Source organism: Terrimonas pollutisoli (genome assembly GCF_029360765.1).
Lineage (GTDB): Bacteria > Bacteroidota > Bacteroidia > Chitinophagales > Chitinophagaceae > Terrimonas_B > Terrimonas_B pollutisoli.
In genome coordinates this window covers 34,263-50,247 of record NZ_JARKNA010000003.1, presented here as the reverse complement: position 1 = coordinate 50,247, position 15,985 = coordinate 34,263, and the positions used below count along the sequence as shown (strand labels likewise).

At 41.1% G+C, this 15,985-nt stretch carries 13 protein-coding genes; 12 read left to right on the top strand and 1 reads right to left on the bottom strand.

Annotated features, from left to right (window positions below):
- The first annotated feature begins 12 nt into the window (after window positions 1–12).
- The 8 genes from P2W73_RS06765 to P2W73_RS06730 all read left to right on the top strand — a co-directional run bounded on the left by P2W73_RS06765 (window position 13) and on the right by P2W73_RS06730 (window position 11,532).
- Window positions 13–3,468 (top strand): two-component regulator propeller domain-containing protein, encoded by a 3,456-nt coding sequence (locus tag P2W73_RS06765; RefSeq protein ID WP_276501244.1) that lies wholly within the window; start codon window positions 13–15, stop codon window positions 3,466–3,468.
- Window positions 3,469–3,700: 232 nt separating this feature from the next.
- Window positions 3,701–4,249 carry a hypothetical protein gene (locus P2W73_RS06760; protein WP_276501243.1) on the top strand — a complete coding sequence of 183 codons (549 nt, stop codon included), beginning with the start codon at window positions 3,701–3,703 and terminating at the stop codon, window positions 4,247–4,249.
- A 178-nt stretch (window positions 4,250–4,427) separates the two neighbouring features.
- Window positions 4,428–5,168, top strand: coding sequence for a LytR/AlgR family response regulator transcription factor (locus P2W73_RS06755; RefSeq protein ID WP_276501242.1), 741 nt, complete (start codon window positions 4,428–4,430; stop codon window positions 5,166–5,168).
- A 517-nt stretch (window positions 5,169–5,685) separates the two neighbouring features.
- Window positions 5,686–6,189 (top strand): hypothetical protein, encoded by a 504-nt coding sequence (locus tag P2W73_RS06750; protein WP_276501241.1) that lies wholly within the window; start codon window positions 5,686–5,688, stop codon window positions 6,187–6,189.
- 647 nt (window positions 6,190–6,836) lie between these two features.
- The gene (locus tag P2W73_RS06745) at window positions 6,837–7,385 is read left to right on the top strand and encodes a hypothetical protein (protein WP_276501240.1); all 549 of its coding nucleotides are present in this window, start codon (window positions 6,837–6,839) and stop codon (window positions 7,383–7,385) included.
- Window positions 7,386–7,499: 114 nt separating this feature from the next.
- Window positions 7,500–8,624, top strand: a complete 1,125-nt coding sequence (mnmA, locus tag P2W73_RS06740; protein WP_276501239.1) for a tRNA 2-thiouridine(34) synthase MnmA — start codon at window positions 7,500–7,502, stop codon at window positions 8,622–8,624.
- 144 nt (window positions 8,625–8,768) lie between these two features.
- Window positions 8,769–9,518: a hypothetical protein gene (locus P2W73_RS06735; RefSeq protein ID WP_276501238.1), complete on the top strand. Its 750-nt coding sequence runs from the start codon at window positions 8,769–8,771 to the stop codon at window positions 9,516–9,518.
- Window positions 9,519–9,558: 40 nt separating this feature from the next.
- Complete coding sequence (locus tag P2W73_RS06730) at window positions 9,559–11,532, top strand: S8 family serine peptidase (protein ID WP_276501237.1); 1,974 nt, start codon at window positions 9,559–9,561, stop codon at window positions 11,530–11,532.
- Here P2W73_RS06730 and P2W73_RS06725 read toward each other — a convergent pair.
- Entirely contained in the window at window positions 11,527–12,732 is a 1,206-nt protein-coding gene (locus P2W73_RS06725) for an RsmB/NOP family class I SAM-dependent RNA methyltransferase (RefSeq protein ID WP_276501236.1), read from the bottom strand. The two genes, P2W73_RS06730 and P2W73_RS06725, sit on opposite strands and share 6 nt — an antisense overlap.
- Before the next feature lie 124 nt (window positions 12,733–12,856).
- On the opposite strand from P2W73_RS06725, the gene P2W73_RS06720 reads away from it, so the two are divergent.
- The 4 genes from P2W73_RS06720 to P2W73_RS06705 all read left to right on the top strand — a co-directional run bounded on the left by P2W73_RS06720 (window position 12,857) and on the right by P2W73_RS06705 (window position 15,589).
- The gene (locus P2W73_RS06720; RefSeq protein WP_276501235.1) at window positions 12,857–13,327 is read left to right on the top strand and encodes a toll/interleukin-1 receptor domain-containing protein; all 471 of its coding nucleotides are present in this window, start codon (window positions 12,857–12,859) and stop codon (window positions 13,325–13,327) included.
- A 67-nt stretch (window positions 13,328–13,394) separates the two neighbouring features.
- The gene (locus P2W73_RS06715) at window positions 13,395–14,816 is read left to right on the top strand and encodes an RDD family protein (RefSeq protein WP_276501234.1); all 1,422 of its coding nucleotides are present in this window, start codon (window positions 13,395–13,397) and stop codon (window positions 14,814–14,816) included.
- Between the two features lie 100 nt (window positions 14,817–14,916).
- Window positions 14,917–15,234 carry a hypothetical protein gene (locus P2W73_RS06710; RefSeq protein WP_276501233.1) on the top strand — a complete coding sequence of 106 codons (318 nt, stop codon included), beginning with the start codon at window positions 14,917–14,919 and terminating at the stop codon, window positions 15,232–15,234.
- Window positions 15,197–15,589: a cupin domain-containing protein gene (locus P2W73_RS06705; RefSeq protein ID WP_276501232.1), complete on the top strand. Its 393-nt coding sequence runs from the start codon at window positions 15,197–15,199 to the stop codon at window positions 15,587–15,589. Before P2W73_RS06710 ends, P2W73_RS06705 begins: the two co-directional genes overlap by 38 nt.
- Window positions 15,590–15,985 lie beyond the last annotated feature (396 nt).

Below are 15,985 nucleotides of genomic sequence, written 5' to 3'. Positions count from 1 at the left end.
TATTTTGTTTCAATGATAAATAAAATATTTTTTTTGCCTCTTTTCTTTTCCCTTCTGCTATGCGCATGCGGCAGGCAGAAGAAACATCAAAGCAGTTTTGATTTCATTCCGCCTGAGGTTGTTGAAGCCAAAGGATACGTTGTATCTCAGGATAAAATGGCCCCACCTGAAATTACTCCTGCGAAAGAAATAAAAAGCAAAGCGGTTAGTAAACCAAAATTGACAAATATTAATTCAAACATATCTCCCGTAGGTAAACCACGAATTGTAGCGGCAGGTGCGCCAAAAATATGCACTCCGGGCCAGGCTGGTTTTGCATTGCCAACGATTGTACCTGCTATTGACAGCCCTTTTAAAGCAGGCATTCCCAAAGTAACGATTGCAGGAGTCCCTCAAACAAGAGAAAATAACCCTGCCAGCTTCAGTATATTGAAAGTAGAGCAGGGGCTTAAAAGCAATTGGATATTTCCCATCATCCAGGATAAGGCGGGTAATTTGTGGATTGCCTGCTATGAAGGTGGTGTATCTAAATACGACGGAAGATCATTTACTAATTATACCGCCGCCCAGGGATTGTGCAGTGATAATATCTGGAGCATACTGGAAGACAGCAAGGGAAATATTTGGTTTGGTGGTTTTGACGGCGGAGGTCTAACCAAATTCGACGGGAAATCTTTTACAAGCTACAAAAACACGCAGGGACTTAGTGATAGCTGTGTCATAAGTATATTGGAAGACAAAAAAGGAAATCTCTGGTTCGGTACGAGAAACGGCGGGGCCAATGAATACGATGGTAAAACATTTACCCACTATACAACCAAACAAGGACTATCCGGCAATGAAGTACGCAGTATAGTAGAAGACAGCTTAGGCAATCTTTGGTTTGGTACCCATAGCGGGTTAAGCAGATACGATAGAAAATCTTTTTCGAATTATACTACTGACCAGGGACTGAGTAATGCGGATATCATGTGCATATTGGAAGACCGCAAGGGAAATTTTTGGATTAGCACCTTTGGAGGTGGCGTTAATAAGTATGACGGAAGGGTTTTTGAACATTATGCGATTGAACAAGGTTTGCCTGGTAGTGCTCACGGAGTTAATAAGATTTTAGAGGACAAATCGGGAGATCTTTGGTTCACCTTGTATGGTGAAGGTGTTTTTAAGTATAATGGCGAATCCTTTACACACTTTAGTTTTGAGCAGGGACTGAGCAATAATAGGGTTCACAGCATCCGGGAAGATAAAAATGGAAATCTTTGGCTTGGCACTGATGATGGACTTTGCAGATATCATGGAAAAACCTTTACACATTTAAATTCAAGCCTGGGTTTTAGTGAAGGCAGTTACAATTGTATTGAAGAAGATGAGACGGGTAATCTTTGGGCGGGTATGAATGGAGGTGGCCTCAACAGGTTTGATGGAAAGTCAGTAGCACGTTATACTATTGACCAGGGTTTAAGCAGTAATCAGGTGATGTGTTTGCTGAACGATAGCAAAGGCAACCTTTGGGTTGGTACTAAGGGGGGTGGAATTAATAAATATGATGGAAACTCCTTTTCGCAATTTGAAACTGTCCAAGCCGCCGTGTGGTGCATACTGGAAGATAAAAAAGGAAATATTTGGTTCGGCACTTTTAAAGGTCTGTATAAATATGATGGAAAAAACTTTACGCATTTTGGAACTGCCCAGGGCCTTAGCTGGGAAAGTATTAACAGTATTTGTGAAGATAGAAATGGTAATCTTTGGTTGGGTACTGAGTATGATGGAGTGGTGAATAAACTGGACTTATCTGCTGCAGAAACGGGACGATATTCCTTTACTCATTATAATATTAACCATGGTACAAGTGTTTCACGTGTCTATAGCATCCTTGCAGATAAAAACAATAACCTGTGGTTTGGAATTAATGCCGAAGGCGTCATAAAATTTGATCGCAAATTCTTTACACGGTACACTACTGACCAGGGATTAAGCAGTAATAGTGTGAGCAGTATTGTGGAAGATAAAGAAGGGAATCTCTGGATCCTCACCAATAATGGATTGTGTAAGATGAAATCACCTGCAAATAATACAAGAGAAAAGCCAAACCCCGATCATACGCAAATCTCTTTATTCACTACCTGGTTATATGAGGATGGTTTTTTAGGCGTTGGGAGTCATCTTAACTCTATGATCCTGGGCCGCGATGGAAACATCTGGGCGGGGGCTGGCAATCGTCTTACCTGCTATCATCCCGAAGGAGATATCCCGGACACAATTCCTCCCACTATACAACTAAGCGGTGTGGCCCTGTTTGATGAAAACATTAACTGGCTTGATGTGAAAAAGAAGAAAGACAGTACCCTCATTTTGAGTAATGGTTCAAGGGTGAAGAATTTTAATTTTAGCGGTCTTACATCCTGGTACAATCAGCCTGAGAATTTACAATTAGCCCATAACAATAATTATATCACTTTTCAATTTATTGGTATCACAACAAACCGGCCCAAACAAGTACGATACAAATATTTCCTTGAAGGTCTTGATGCAAACTGGAGTTCAATTACAAACAAGCCGGAGGCAACGTACAGCAATCTGCCGAACGGCACATACACGTTTAAAGCCAAAGCGGTTAATAGTGAAGGATTCTGGAGCAAAGAGTTAGCCTATACATTTACCATTCTCCCTCCCTGGTGGAAAACCTGGTGGTTCAGGATAATTGCTGGTTTATTAATAGTTGTTGCATTTTATGGAATTATTCGCTGGCGTCTTCATCAGAAATTCAAACTTCAAGTAGAGCGGTCAGAAAAAGTAACGCAATTAGCAGAGATGAGGCAAAAAACAGCAGAACTGGAAATGCAGGCCCTTCGGGCACAAATGAATCCTCATTTTATATTTAATTCGCTTAATTCTATAAACAGGTTCATCCTGCAAAACAACAAAGCTCAGGCATCGGAATACCTCACCAAGTTTTCAAAACTGGTTAGAATGATATTGCAAAATTCACAAGCCTCTTTGATCACCTTGGAAAGCGAACTGGAAGCATTGGAATTATATCTTGACCTGGAGGCTCTTCGCTTTGAGCATCATTTCGATTATAAAATCGCTGTTCCAAAAGATTTGGATATTGAAGTGTTGAAAGTACCTCCATTAATAATTCAACCCTTTGTGGAAAATGCTATCTGGCACGGATTAATGCATAAAGAAGAAAAGGGGCAACTTGATATTGACATTTCACAGGAAGATGATCATTTAATTTTCAAAGTAACCGATGATGGCATAGGGAGAAAACAAGCGGCAATATTGGAAAGTAAATCAGCCACCCGCCACAAATCAATGGGATTAAAAATAACAGCCGACAGAATTACTATGCTTCACAAGCTGAATGGAAACGAATCACCCGTAACGATCAATGACCTTGTACATGCTGATGGCAGCCCCGCAGGAACAGAAGTAATTATTAAAATGCCGGTGACATATGCTTAATTACATCCACCGGCAATGAAGGTCAGGCAAGATAAATCCCGATTGGTCCGTACCAAATCTTTTTCAACTTAAAAACTTGAAAAAAGGAAAATTCCCGGCTATTTGGATTTCATCAGTTACTTGTAATTCCTTCCGTTGCCCTAAAGAGTACCTGTAAAAACATCATTAGTACCTGCGAGTTGTTTTCCTGAAACCGTCTTTTATTCATTCACTAAATAACAGGAGGTTTATTATGAAAAACAGAATTTTTATTTATATAAGCTTTTGTTTAGCGTTCATTATCCTGGGTTGCAGCAAGGACAACACCGAGGCAAAGCAGTTGCCTGCAGACGAGCCGGTATCTGTTTTAAACAGGGACGCCGGAGCAACGCAAATATCGGGGGTCGCCTTTTTTGACGCAACTGATGAATGTAACTCCCCAGGTCAAGGCGCCGCCTATGCCATCAGCATGACCGGGGATATTGAAGGTTGTCTGTACACATTCGTCGACGACTTCGAATGTTCGCCGAGCGGAACCTACCGGGAAGTGGGGAGAGAACACTTTGTTGGCACATACAACGGAGCGTCTGGCGAGTTCTGGACGACTTACAAATTCGAGGCGAAGTACGAGGGTTGCGCCGAAAACGGCTCCTATGTAGGCGCCGAAATTAAGGGACGTTGTCAACATCCTATTGTAGAGGGTAGCGGCACCGGTGTTTTCGAAGGTGTCACCGGGCGAATTGACTTTAAAGACGAAATTGAAGCGGGAAACTATCCCTATAGAGGCCATCTGCAGTTCTAAGGTTCGCCGGGGCCTAAATTCGTGTGTCAAACAACAAGAAGGGTTCCACACTTTACCTCACGCCGGGGTCTGTTCAAAGGTATGTCAGAGGCAGGGACCCCGGCGTCCTTTTCAATCCTGAACCTTTTTAAACTATACAAATGATATATCATCTACTTTCGTTTTATAAAACAGTGGCATGATCAGGGCAATCATTATAGATGATGAAGCACACTGCATTGATACGCTTTCCATGCTGCTGAAAGAATTTTGCCGGGATGTGCAAATTGTGGAGCAATGCCGTTCGGCGCAGAAAGGTCTGGAAGCAATTGCAAAACATAAACCCGACCTGGTATTTTTGGATATTGAAATGCCGGCCATGAATGGGTTTGAAATGCTGGAACAGTTTACTGAGATTCCTTTTGCCGTCATATTTACTACCAGCTATGATCAATATGCCATCAAAGCCATCCGCTTTAGTGCACTCGATTATTTACTCAAGCCTATTGATCCCAATGAACTAGTCAGCGCTGTAAAAAAAGTACAGGAGCAGCGTCATTTGCCAATGGCAGAGCAATTTCAAATACTGCTGAAACAAATACATGGCAAGAGCAGCGGCTTCAATAAAATTGCTGTGCCTACTTCTGAAGGATTTGAACTAATACCCGCCGACCAGGTGGTCTATTGCGAAGCCAATGATAACTACACCCATCTTTTCTTAAAAAATAAAAACAAGATCATCGCCTGCCGCACGTTAAAAGAAATGGAAGAACAATTACAGGATTTCATTTTTTTTATCCGTGTGCATCATTCTTATATGGTCAACCTGAATGAAGTAACTAAATATGTCCGCGGTGAAGGTGGCTATCTTGTTATGAGCGAAGGTAGCATCGTCAACGTATCCCGTAGCCGTAAGGAAGGATTGATGAAATGGTTCTAAACCTTTGTGCAAATCCTTACCAATTCTTTTTTTCCGCCGCCATTTTTTTAAAAATTGTTCCCTTCTTACCCTCCCATTCCGACCAATTACCGCTACCAGTCGTTAACTATTCATCCTTATTCGTAAATTGTACAGAAGCCATTTACTCTAGCCCCGACAAAACGAATACAAAAAAGATCATTGCTCAGGGCCCGATCTCAAACTGAGTAACCAACAAGATTGGTAAAATCTGCTCGTAAACAATAAGCTGCTCTTGCTTTTTACATTTTTGGTGCTGCCAAAGCCGGTTCCAGATTACGTTTCCGTGTATCACTCACTTTTTACAAAAGGACACCATTCTGTTTTATGCCAAATCCAGTTTAAAAAAATCAAAACAGGTTTCCTTCCCACTCTCTTATTTCGACCAATTACTGCCGGCAACCGTTAACTACTATCTCTCCCTATCCTTCAGCTTGCCTGTAACCTATTTTTGATTCATGATTAAACAAACCAATTTTAAAACATTAAACCTCTAAAAATGAAACACCAATTCTTTAATCTAATCGGCAGCGGCCTGGTCTCTATAGCTACAGTATTCAACTCTTTTTCCCAGGAAGGAACTATCAAAGAATTACCAGCTATCACCATCACTGCCAGTTCATCAAGCGCAGTTGTCAGTGCTAAAATTAACAAGGCATTTAACCAGTTTTTTGCTGGCGCTACCAACCTGAGATGGTATGAAATTGATAAAAAATTCCTCGTAAAATTCATCATGAACGACCAGGAAAACCGGGCACTGTTTACCAAAAATGGCCAGCTTGTTTACCACATTACTTATGGAACAGAAGATTTTCTTCCTAAGGATGTAAGGCATCTTGTAAAGACCAAATACTACGATCAAAAGATCACCCGGGTACTCAAGGTAAGCCAGGACGCCAGGAATATTTGGGTGATCAGCATGGAAGATGCAAAAGACATAATCATGGCAAGAGTAGAAGATATGGAATTAGAAGAAACGCAGCGAATGGCAAAAACGAAATAAGAGTCCCGAGCAGAATAAGTATTCGTTCTCCGGCCTCCCTTTCCAGGGGGGCTTTTGTTTGACATGTCGCTTAATTGTTATACCATTTGGACATAAATCTCATCTCATAAACCATTGGTATAATGTCCGACGATAAATGTCGGACTCAGACCAAAGCGTCGGAGCCGACAGACATTATGTGTTTTCAATAGTATTACTTTAATATCTCGTCGGTATTAGTTTCACGGTGCAAATTCCCGCTTGAAAATGTTTTCGCTGTTACTGTTATCACGACCAATTATGAAAGAAAGTTAACCGATGATATGAGAAAATATACCGCAGGTAAATTTAGTTCTGTTTATCATCGATAATCTTGTAGCTTTATATTATAAATTATCCTACTTAGGTACTGCACTACGAAAGGAGCAATTTTTCAGCCAGCTAGATATCCGCCAATTTGAAAATTGCATGATGATCAATTAAACCAACTGTCCGACAATAACCCTTTACCCTTTTCTCGCTTACCTGGAACAACACTCACAACCATGCTCCGTCACTTTGATTAGATGCCGGCACGCCGCACTGATGAAGATGCCACTGACTTTACCATAGGTTAAGGCCATTTAGTTCTGACAATCAACAGCTTTTTTCTGTCAAAACTTACTGTTATGAAAAATTATCTCCTCCCCTGTCTTGCAGGTATCATGCTCACCTGCATAAACAATACCAGCCATACACAAAGCACCACCGGTTTCGCAAAACTTAATGCGCAAACTTCGCTTGAAAAACTTATCCCTCCATCTAAGCAATTCAATTCATCCGGCAGTGCGGGTTTTATTTTTCGCAATGATATCTGTATTAAAGCGGTGCGAAATTTCATTAGAAGATATAGAGATATATCCGATGTTACCTGGCGCCAGTCGCAGAGTGGAGCTGCTGCTTACTTCACTGTGAATGATATCAGGATAAGTGTCTACTTTCATAAAAACGGGGATTATAGATGCATGATCCGATATTACACCGAAGACAAGTTGCCTCAATATATTCGTCGCCTGGTCAAAAGCCGTTACTACGATTACGCCATTTTTTCGATAGCAGAGCTTAATGAAAATGGCAAGACGATTTATGATGTGAAAATAGAAGATAAACTCTCTTATAAAACAATCAGGATAATCGACGGCGAAATGGAAGTAAAGGAAGAATTCTTTAAGGCCTGATTAATACAACGCCAAAACACAAGACTTCATTTCCGTACACCACCTGCTATAGCACTTTAATGCATTTCAGCAAAATGCTTATTCATCGTATATTTGCCAGCTAATTTTGAAAGTATGAGCCGTAAAGGGAAAGTGCTGGTAGCGATGAGCGGCGGTATCGATAGTACCGTTACCGCCCTGATGCTCAATGATGAAGGCTATGAAGTAGTGGGTATCACCATGAAAACATGGGACTATGCCGCCAGCGGTGGTAGCAAGAAAGAAACAGGCTGCTGCAATGTGGACAGCTTCAATGATGCAAGACAAGCCGCCGTGGAGCATGGGTTTGCACACTATATACTCGACATCCGGGAAGAATTTGGCGGTTTTGTGATTGAAAATTTTGTAGACGAATATCTCGCCGGCCGCACCCCCAATCCCTGCGTACTTTGCAACACGCATATCAAATGGCGGGCTTTGTTGAAAAGAGCAGACGCCTTGGGCTGTGATTATATCGCAACCGGTCATTATGCTAAGATTCGCCAACATGAAAATGGAAGATATGTTGTGAGCAAGGCCATTGATGATACCAAAGATCAGAGTTATGTTTTATGGGGATTGCAACAAGACCTGCTCAGCAGAACCTTATTGCCCTTAGCGCCCTATAAAAAAACAGAGATCAGGCAAATGGCATTGGACTATGGCTACCCTGAACTAGCAAAAAAAAGTGAGAGCTATGAAATTTGTTTTGTTCCGGATAATGACTACCGCGGCTTTCTAAAACGTCGTGTTGATGGCCTGGAAGAGCGGGTAGCCGGCGGAAATTTTGTAGACAAGGATGGAAAGATTTTAGGCCAGCATAAAGGCTATCCTTTTTACACAATCGGGCAACGTAAAGGTTTGGACATTGCTTTTGGTAAACCCGTATTTGTCACCCGCATAGATCCTGAAACCAACACAGTTGTTTTGGGAGATGAAAGTGATCTTGAACAAAATGAAATGACGGTTGCCAAATTAAACCTGATCAAGTACGACAGTATAACTCCCGGAATGGAAGCTGTCACCAAAATAAGGTACAAGGACAAAGGCGCCTTGTCCAATATCTATCCTCTCGAAACCGGCAATGCTGTTTCAGTACGATTTTATGAAAATGTAAAAGGTATTGCCCCGGGCCAAAGCGCTGTTTTTTATGAAGGTGATGATGTGATCGGCGGCGGTATCATTCAACGCGGAAATCTCACTCATTTTCCTGATTTATAAGGCAATAATACAAGTTGAAATACGTTTAAAAGCAGTGCAAAAAGCGCTGCTTTCGGTTTTTAAGAACAAATATTTCCATTTAAGTTTTTGAAAATTATCGCATTAGCTTTTATCGCCTTGTTCCCTATTTAACAGCAACCACTTATGAGATATCGATTAGGCCTTGTAGTTTTTGTTTTTGTATGCCTTTTCTCCTGTTCCGAAAAAGAAGAGCTTCCGCTTGAGCCATTGTCCGATTATCTCCCATTGGCACCCGGGAAATATATAACCTACCGGATTGACTCTTTATCGCTTACACTTTTTGGACGAGATTTTGAAACACACAGCTACCAGGTAAGACACCAGGTAGATACGCTCATTACAGATAATTTAGGCAGACCTTCGTATCGTATATACCGTTTTTTAAGAAATGCAGATGGCACCGGCGAGTGGACCAACAACGGATCTTATTTTGTAACGCCATTACAAGATCGTATCGAAGTAATAGAAGACAATCTCCGTTTTATAAAACTACACGCCCCGTTAAGAGAAGGATACAACTGGAAAGGAAATAGCTATTTAAATTTAGACCCATACGAATCACAAAGTTTTACATTGTTTGGATACATGAAAAACTGGGACTATAATTATGACTCCTTCGAATCTTCTTTCACCTATGACGGTCATGAATACAATGATGTATGGACTGTAGAAGAAGAAAATTCAGGAGAAAATTTCCCTGTTACAGCTCCTGCACGTCCGGGCGGTAGAATAAGAGCTGTTGAAAAGTATGCAAAAAACATTGGACTTGTCTACCGTGAGTACATGATTGCCGAATACGAACCCAATACATCCGGTCCTGACCCTTATTACCGTGGCTTTGGTATAACCATGTGGATGATCGATCACAATTAATTTTTTGATGGCTTAATTTTGAAAAGACAAAGCCATTTACATGAAGGCATTTCTTTTTTTTATTTTCTTCGTTTTTTTCCTGGCTAAGTCGGAAGCACAACCTACCCGCTATCTTGTACAGTTAAAAAATAAAGCCACTACCAATTTTTCGTTAAGCAGCCCTTCCGCTTATTTATCGCAAAGAGCTGTCGAAAGAAGAACCCGTTATAACATTCCCATTGACAGCACCGATCTGCCAGTTCCTTCTTCTTATATCTCACAAATAAAAAATATTGACGGCGTTGAAATACTAAATATTTCAAAATGGTTAAACGCTGTCGTAATCAGGACGACAGATGCAAATGCCATTGCGGCAATTAACTCGTTAAGCTTTGTCGAAGATGTGTCTTCCGTCGCCGCCCGGCCAATTGATAACACCGAAAATAAATTCAGGGAAAATATTTCGTTATCAGCTCCCACGGCTTCCCGCTCAAAACAGGCCGCATCAGATTACTATGATTATGGCGCTAATTCGTATAACGAAATACATTTACACAAAGGTGAATTCCTGCACAATATCGGTTTGCATGGCGAAGGCTTGCAAATAGCTATGCTGGACGGAGGTTTTTTCCAATACACCTCGCTAAAAGCATTTGACAGTGTCAATGCCAACGCCCAAATATTAAGCACCTGGGACTTTGTAACAGGTAATGCCAATGTTGTTGAAGACAATGCGCATGGCATGCAATGTTTTTCCACTATTGCTGCCAACATTCCGGGTCAATTTATTGGCAAAGCTCCCAAGGCTAATTTTCATTTGTTCAGAACAGAAGATGTAAGTTCAGAGTACCCGCTTGAAGAATTCACTTGGGCATGTGGAGCAGAGAGAGCCGATAGCATCGGCGCCGACATCATTTCTTCCTCATTAGGTTATGGTTATGGTTTTAATGATCCTTTTCCGGATTATTCCTATACTGATTTGAATGGTGATAAAACTTTATCAGCAAGGGCTGCTGACATGGCAGCAAAAAAAGGATTGATGATGTTTAATGCGGCCGGTAACTCAGGCAACGATTACTGGCAAATGATCACAACACCGGCAGATGGTGACAGCATTGTGGCCGTTGGCTCGGTTAATGCCTCGGGTGTTGTTGCAGCAAGTTCAAGCTATGGTCCTTCTGCCGATGGAAGAATAAAGCCAGATCTGGCATCAGTGGGTTTGGGTGCGATGATACAATTAGGAAATAATACTATCGGCGCCGGGAGTGGAACTTCTTTTGCATGCCCAAATATAGCAGGCTTGGCGACATGCTTGTGGCAAGCGTTCCCTGAATTTAATAATATGCGGATCATTCGTGCTTTAAAAGAAGCTGGCAGTATTTACACCAACCCTGATAATAGAATTGGATACGGTATTCCGGACATGAAAAAAGCTTTTTCTTCATTGCTCTCTGAATATGCTACCTCTTCAGTCATGATTAATAACAACTGCACTGCAACCATCAGTTGGACCAGTAAAGATGTGGCAGGCATGAAGTATATTATCGAAAGAAAACTGCCCGCTAATACTGATTTTTCGAAACTCGCTGAAATAAATGCAGAAAACAGTAGCAGCCTGCTGTCGAATCAATACCAGTATAGTGTGCCGGTGAATATTTCCGCCGGCACTTTCTATTTTCGGATCCGGCAGGTGATCGATACAAGCGCAGCAGGCCATACAGATGTTATTATTGACACTGCATCCCTGATTGTTTCTTCATCTTGCGAAACAAACAATACCAGTTCGCTGATCATAGCCCCTAATCCAGCCATAGGAAATGCCACCCTATTGATTGAAACAAATGACGCTATTCAAAACATCCTGATTTCGGTCTATGACATGAAAGGAAGCCTTGTCATGCAACAACTGACATCCAAAAACAGTGGAAGAAAATCCATTGACTTGCCAGTACAAAAACTGCCGGCAGGAAAATACCTTCTAAAAGTTAACAAGGGCAATGTAGAGATAGGTATCGTGAGCCTGCTAAAATTATGACGGCATCTTTAACAGGGCCGCAAACATCGTGTCTGCCTTAATATTGTATCCGTCTAAGATTTTTGATTCGACCAGCTCAAGCGAAAAATTATCCTTGATAAACTCAACCACTTCTTCGTTTTCCTTTTTAAATACGGAACAGGTGATATAAAGAAAATAGCCGTCAGGAGTTAATTGCTTTATTGCATTTGATACAATCCTTTTCTGCAATCCGGAATAGTAACTGATCTTTTCCTTTTCGAAGAAATATAGCTGCTCTGGTGTCCGGCTCCAGGTGCCGCTACCAGTGCAAGGAGCATCGCAAATGATTAAATCAAACCCCTCCCCGCTCCCTAAAGGGAGGGCATTAGTGTCTTTATTGGCAAGATCTGCCTTGAAACTTTTGTACTGATGAACACCTGCTTCAATAAATCTTTTTTTAAGATTGTGAAGAATTGAATCCCTGATATCAGAAACAGTAAGATCAACATTACCGAGTATATCTTTTGCCATGATGGATTTACCACCACTGGCTGCGCAACAATCCCACACCTCGAGTGAACCGGGTCTGACCGTCCCGGTCTGACCCATTTCTAAAAACTCTCCTACCCTTTGCGAACTATAATCCTGCACTACGGCGTCTTTATTCAATTCTATTACTTCATCAAGCTTTGATGAGTTGGATAAAACGAGGGAGGTATCACTTACTTGTTTAAAACTAATTCCTGCCCTCTCCAGTTTTTCCATTACCTTTTTTTCTTTGCCGGGCCTCAGTCGTAAAAACAGATCCGGTTGTTTGAAAAATGACGCACAAAATTCTTCATAAACAATGCCCGTACTTAACTCTTCACGCCACGGGAAAACGTCAGTTATTGAAACCCCTTCGACAGGATCACGGGAATTTAGCAATGCAATCTTCTCTTCTATACTTACATTAATTTGTTCATTCCAGCCGGGTTTTAGCTGTTGCAAAAATTCATTGGCAACATCCGAGCAAAGAAACAAGGCGGTCAATATTCTTTCCTCCATTGAAAGCCCTGTTCCCGCTTTTCCCAATCGAAAATAGCAATAGCAAAGATGACCGATTTGCTTGCGGTCCTTTGATCCATACTTCTTATTCAATGAAAAGTATTTTTTGAGAAAAGAAGAAAACGGTTCATCGCCTTTATAATGGTTTATAATTTTTACGGCGCTATTCAGATAAGAGAAATATCGGTTCATAAAGGATCAAATTTCGGCTTAATAGTTTTTAAAACATAAACTTTCGGCACAAGCCATCCGAGGCAACAACAAAAAATCACATGGAAATTGAATTTCATATATGCTTTATTTTGTAATTTAAAGTATGACTGTAGATAGCACTGCCAAACTCCGGTTGTTCATTTCCTATTCTCATGAAGATGAAAAAATGAAGAATGATTTGGACAAGCACTTGGTAATGTTAAAACGATCAGGGAAAATTGAGGTTTGGAATGACCGCAAACTTATAGCCGGAGAAGAATGGGACAGCGGAATAAAAAAAGAAATGCAAAGCGCTGACATAATCTTATTGCTTATCAGCGCAGACTTTAATAACTCAGAATATATCTGGAAAGAAGAATTGGCGCATGCAATGCAAAGGCATGAACAAGGCACTGCAAGAGTGGTGCCGGTAATTCTGAGAAAATGCGAATGGAAAGATATGCCTTATGCAAAACTCCAGGCCCTTCCAAGGGGAGCCCGGCCCGTCACCGATTTTACTGATAAGGACGATGCATTCACCGATATCGCTTCGGGTATCCGGGTACTGATCGATTCATTGATACTTAAGAAATAATTCAAAAAAGCTCCTGATTGTAGTATATCAATGGCCCTATTTTTTTAAAACTTAAAAAGGGTTTATCATGTCTACCATTCTTGAACTGCTCAATCAAAAGTATACTGTATTTGTGGGCAGCGATGCTGGAAACGATGTAGTATTCACTGATCCCGGTGTATCTCCGCGACACTGCCAGGTATCGAAAGTGGGAGATAACAACTTCTTAGTCGCCGATCTTGGATCCGCAACCGGCACCTTTGTCAACAATAAAAAAATTGACAAAGAGTTTATCAGCGAATCAGATTTTATTACAGTCGGCGAAAACATTTTTCAGCTTACCAAAAAAATATCTCCGCCAATAGCGGCCGCTTCAACAAGCCAGCAACAGCCGAAACCCCATCCTCCAGAATCTGCAAAGGAACCTTTGCCCCCTCAGCCAGAACCACAACCCATAAAAGAGGAAAAGCCGACATCTCAACGTAAAAGCCATATTGACGTATATTTTTTATCAGCGCCGGAAGATGAGAATATCTGCCGGTCTATTGATAAACATCTTTCGACCATTCGTTTCAATACCACTATCCCGATAGCAATAAAAGGCGACTTTAAAATAGGCGCCGGAGAAAATATTCATGAATACAGAGAACAATTATTTACTTCCGACATCGTATTGGTATTTGTAAGCGTCGACCTATTGAACAATGATGAATGTTACGAGCGGCTAAAAAAAGTAATTGCCAATCACAACAGCCGAAAGACAACGCTGTTGCCCATACTCGCCAGGAATTGCATGTGGAAAGCAACTCCATTCGCCAATCTGCCCCTGTTACCCAAAAATCAGCATCCGCTGAATGATAAACAATTTTGGAACAGCGAAGATGATGCATTGACTTCTGTTGTTGATGATATTTACAAAGCCATCAACGAACTTAACCTCGGTCAATCACCAGGAGAAGTCAAATCACAGGCGCAAACTGCTCCGATCAAGTCAAGCCTTGAAATCGATTGGAGAAAAAATTATTTATGGAAGGTATTTTGGAAAAGAGTTGCTGCCTCCTTGCTCGACGTATTGATAATTGGAATACCGTTGTATATTCTTTTTTACTTATTGGTTTTGAATAGTGCAATGGCGCAGTCGGATTATTACTATTACGATACGGGTTATGGAGCTCAGCAGGATAAACTGATGGAAATTGTTTTCTATTATATTCTGATTGCTTTTGCCCAAATAGTTATTTGCGCATTTATGGAATCTTCACGGTGGAGAGGTACTCCCGGCAAGCGAATAATGAAACTCCAGATCACTGATAATGCCGGCAATCCCTTAAGTTTTGGAAAAGCCTTTGTCCGAAATATCATCAAGTGGATCATCAGTGCCTTTACAAGTTTTGGCAATGGCATTTTACTGATTCTTTATATCATCGCCCAGGTCATCGCCTATTCTTATTCAAAAAAGTTCTTTCACGATCAGCTTTCCAATACGGTGATTGGGGAAAGATTGTCCTAAAGCAGGTAGATGCGGGAAATAGTCTTGCTTAGGTATAAATTTTCGGGCCTTTTTCATTCTATTATTTGGAAAAATAATTCTCGCTGAAAAACTTCAATATATGAACCATACAATCACCACAACTAACCGTAGGGAAGCTCTGCAACAAATGCTGGCCGTAACAATGGGCACTTCTTTATTGGGATTATCGTCCTGCAAGGACAGCTCAACGGAAGCAAAAACACAAACAACAGCTAATACAAAAACCATCATCCCCTGCAAGCCATTAAATATACCTCCGGAAGATAAGCCACTCGAAGCTCCCCGGAGGTTTGAATATGCGTATCAGGGTAAGATCAACACAAACCAGCAACCAGTTTGCCTGTGCCGAAGTACTGGTGATGCCAAAACAAATGGGCCCCTCACCACATCTTCATAAAGAGTTGGATGAAATAATGTTTGTGCAAAAAGGTATTGCATCTGTCATGGTGGGTGATGAAGTGCATGAAGTAAAAACCGGTGGCTGGCATATCAGGCCACGTAATGTTATACACACATTTTGGAATGCCTATGATGAGCCGCTTATATTTTTCGACATGTTTTTCAACCAAAATTTTGAAGATTTTTTGGAGGAGCTATTTAATAATATCAGGCGGGATATGGTAGAGCAAAAACTAACTCCTGCCGATCCCGGTATCGCCAAACGTATTGAGGCATTGAATACAAAATTTGGCATTGTCGTGTATCCAGACCAGCGACAACCGATTGTTGACAAATATGGATTAAAGGCATAAAAAAAAGCGGCTGTGAATCCACAGCCGCTTTTAAACTTCTAATTCTCTTATATAAAAAATTACACTTCTAAAAAGTCTTAACGGGATCTTTCCCTATCAATAAGTGTTCGGGATTCCCCTGCAATTCTTTTATTCTTACCAGGAAGCTAACCGACTTCCATCTTTTACCAATGCTTTTTGTGACGGCTAAAATATAGTTGAGATAGTTGGCAAAGGCTTTCTTCCATCATGAGCTCTCAGCGATACAACAGTGGTGTTCAGGTGAGCCAGATGGCGGATATCGGTAAAAGTGCCAGCCCTTAACAATCAACAACATTTTCCTGATCGAACGTCCATTGCAAAAACGGTGTGCTTGCTGCACACCGTTTTCAGCATTGTTTTACATGACTGATTGTG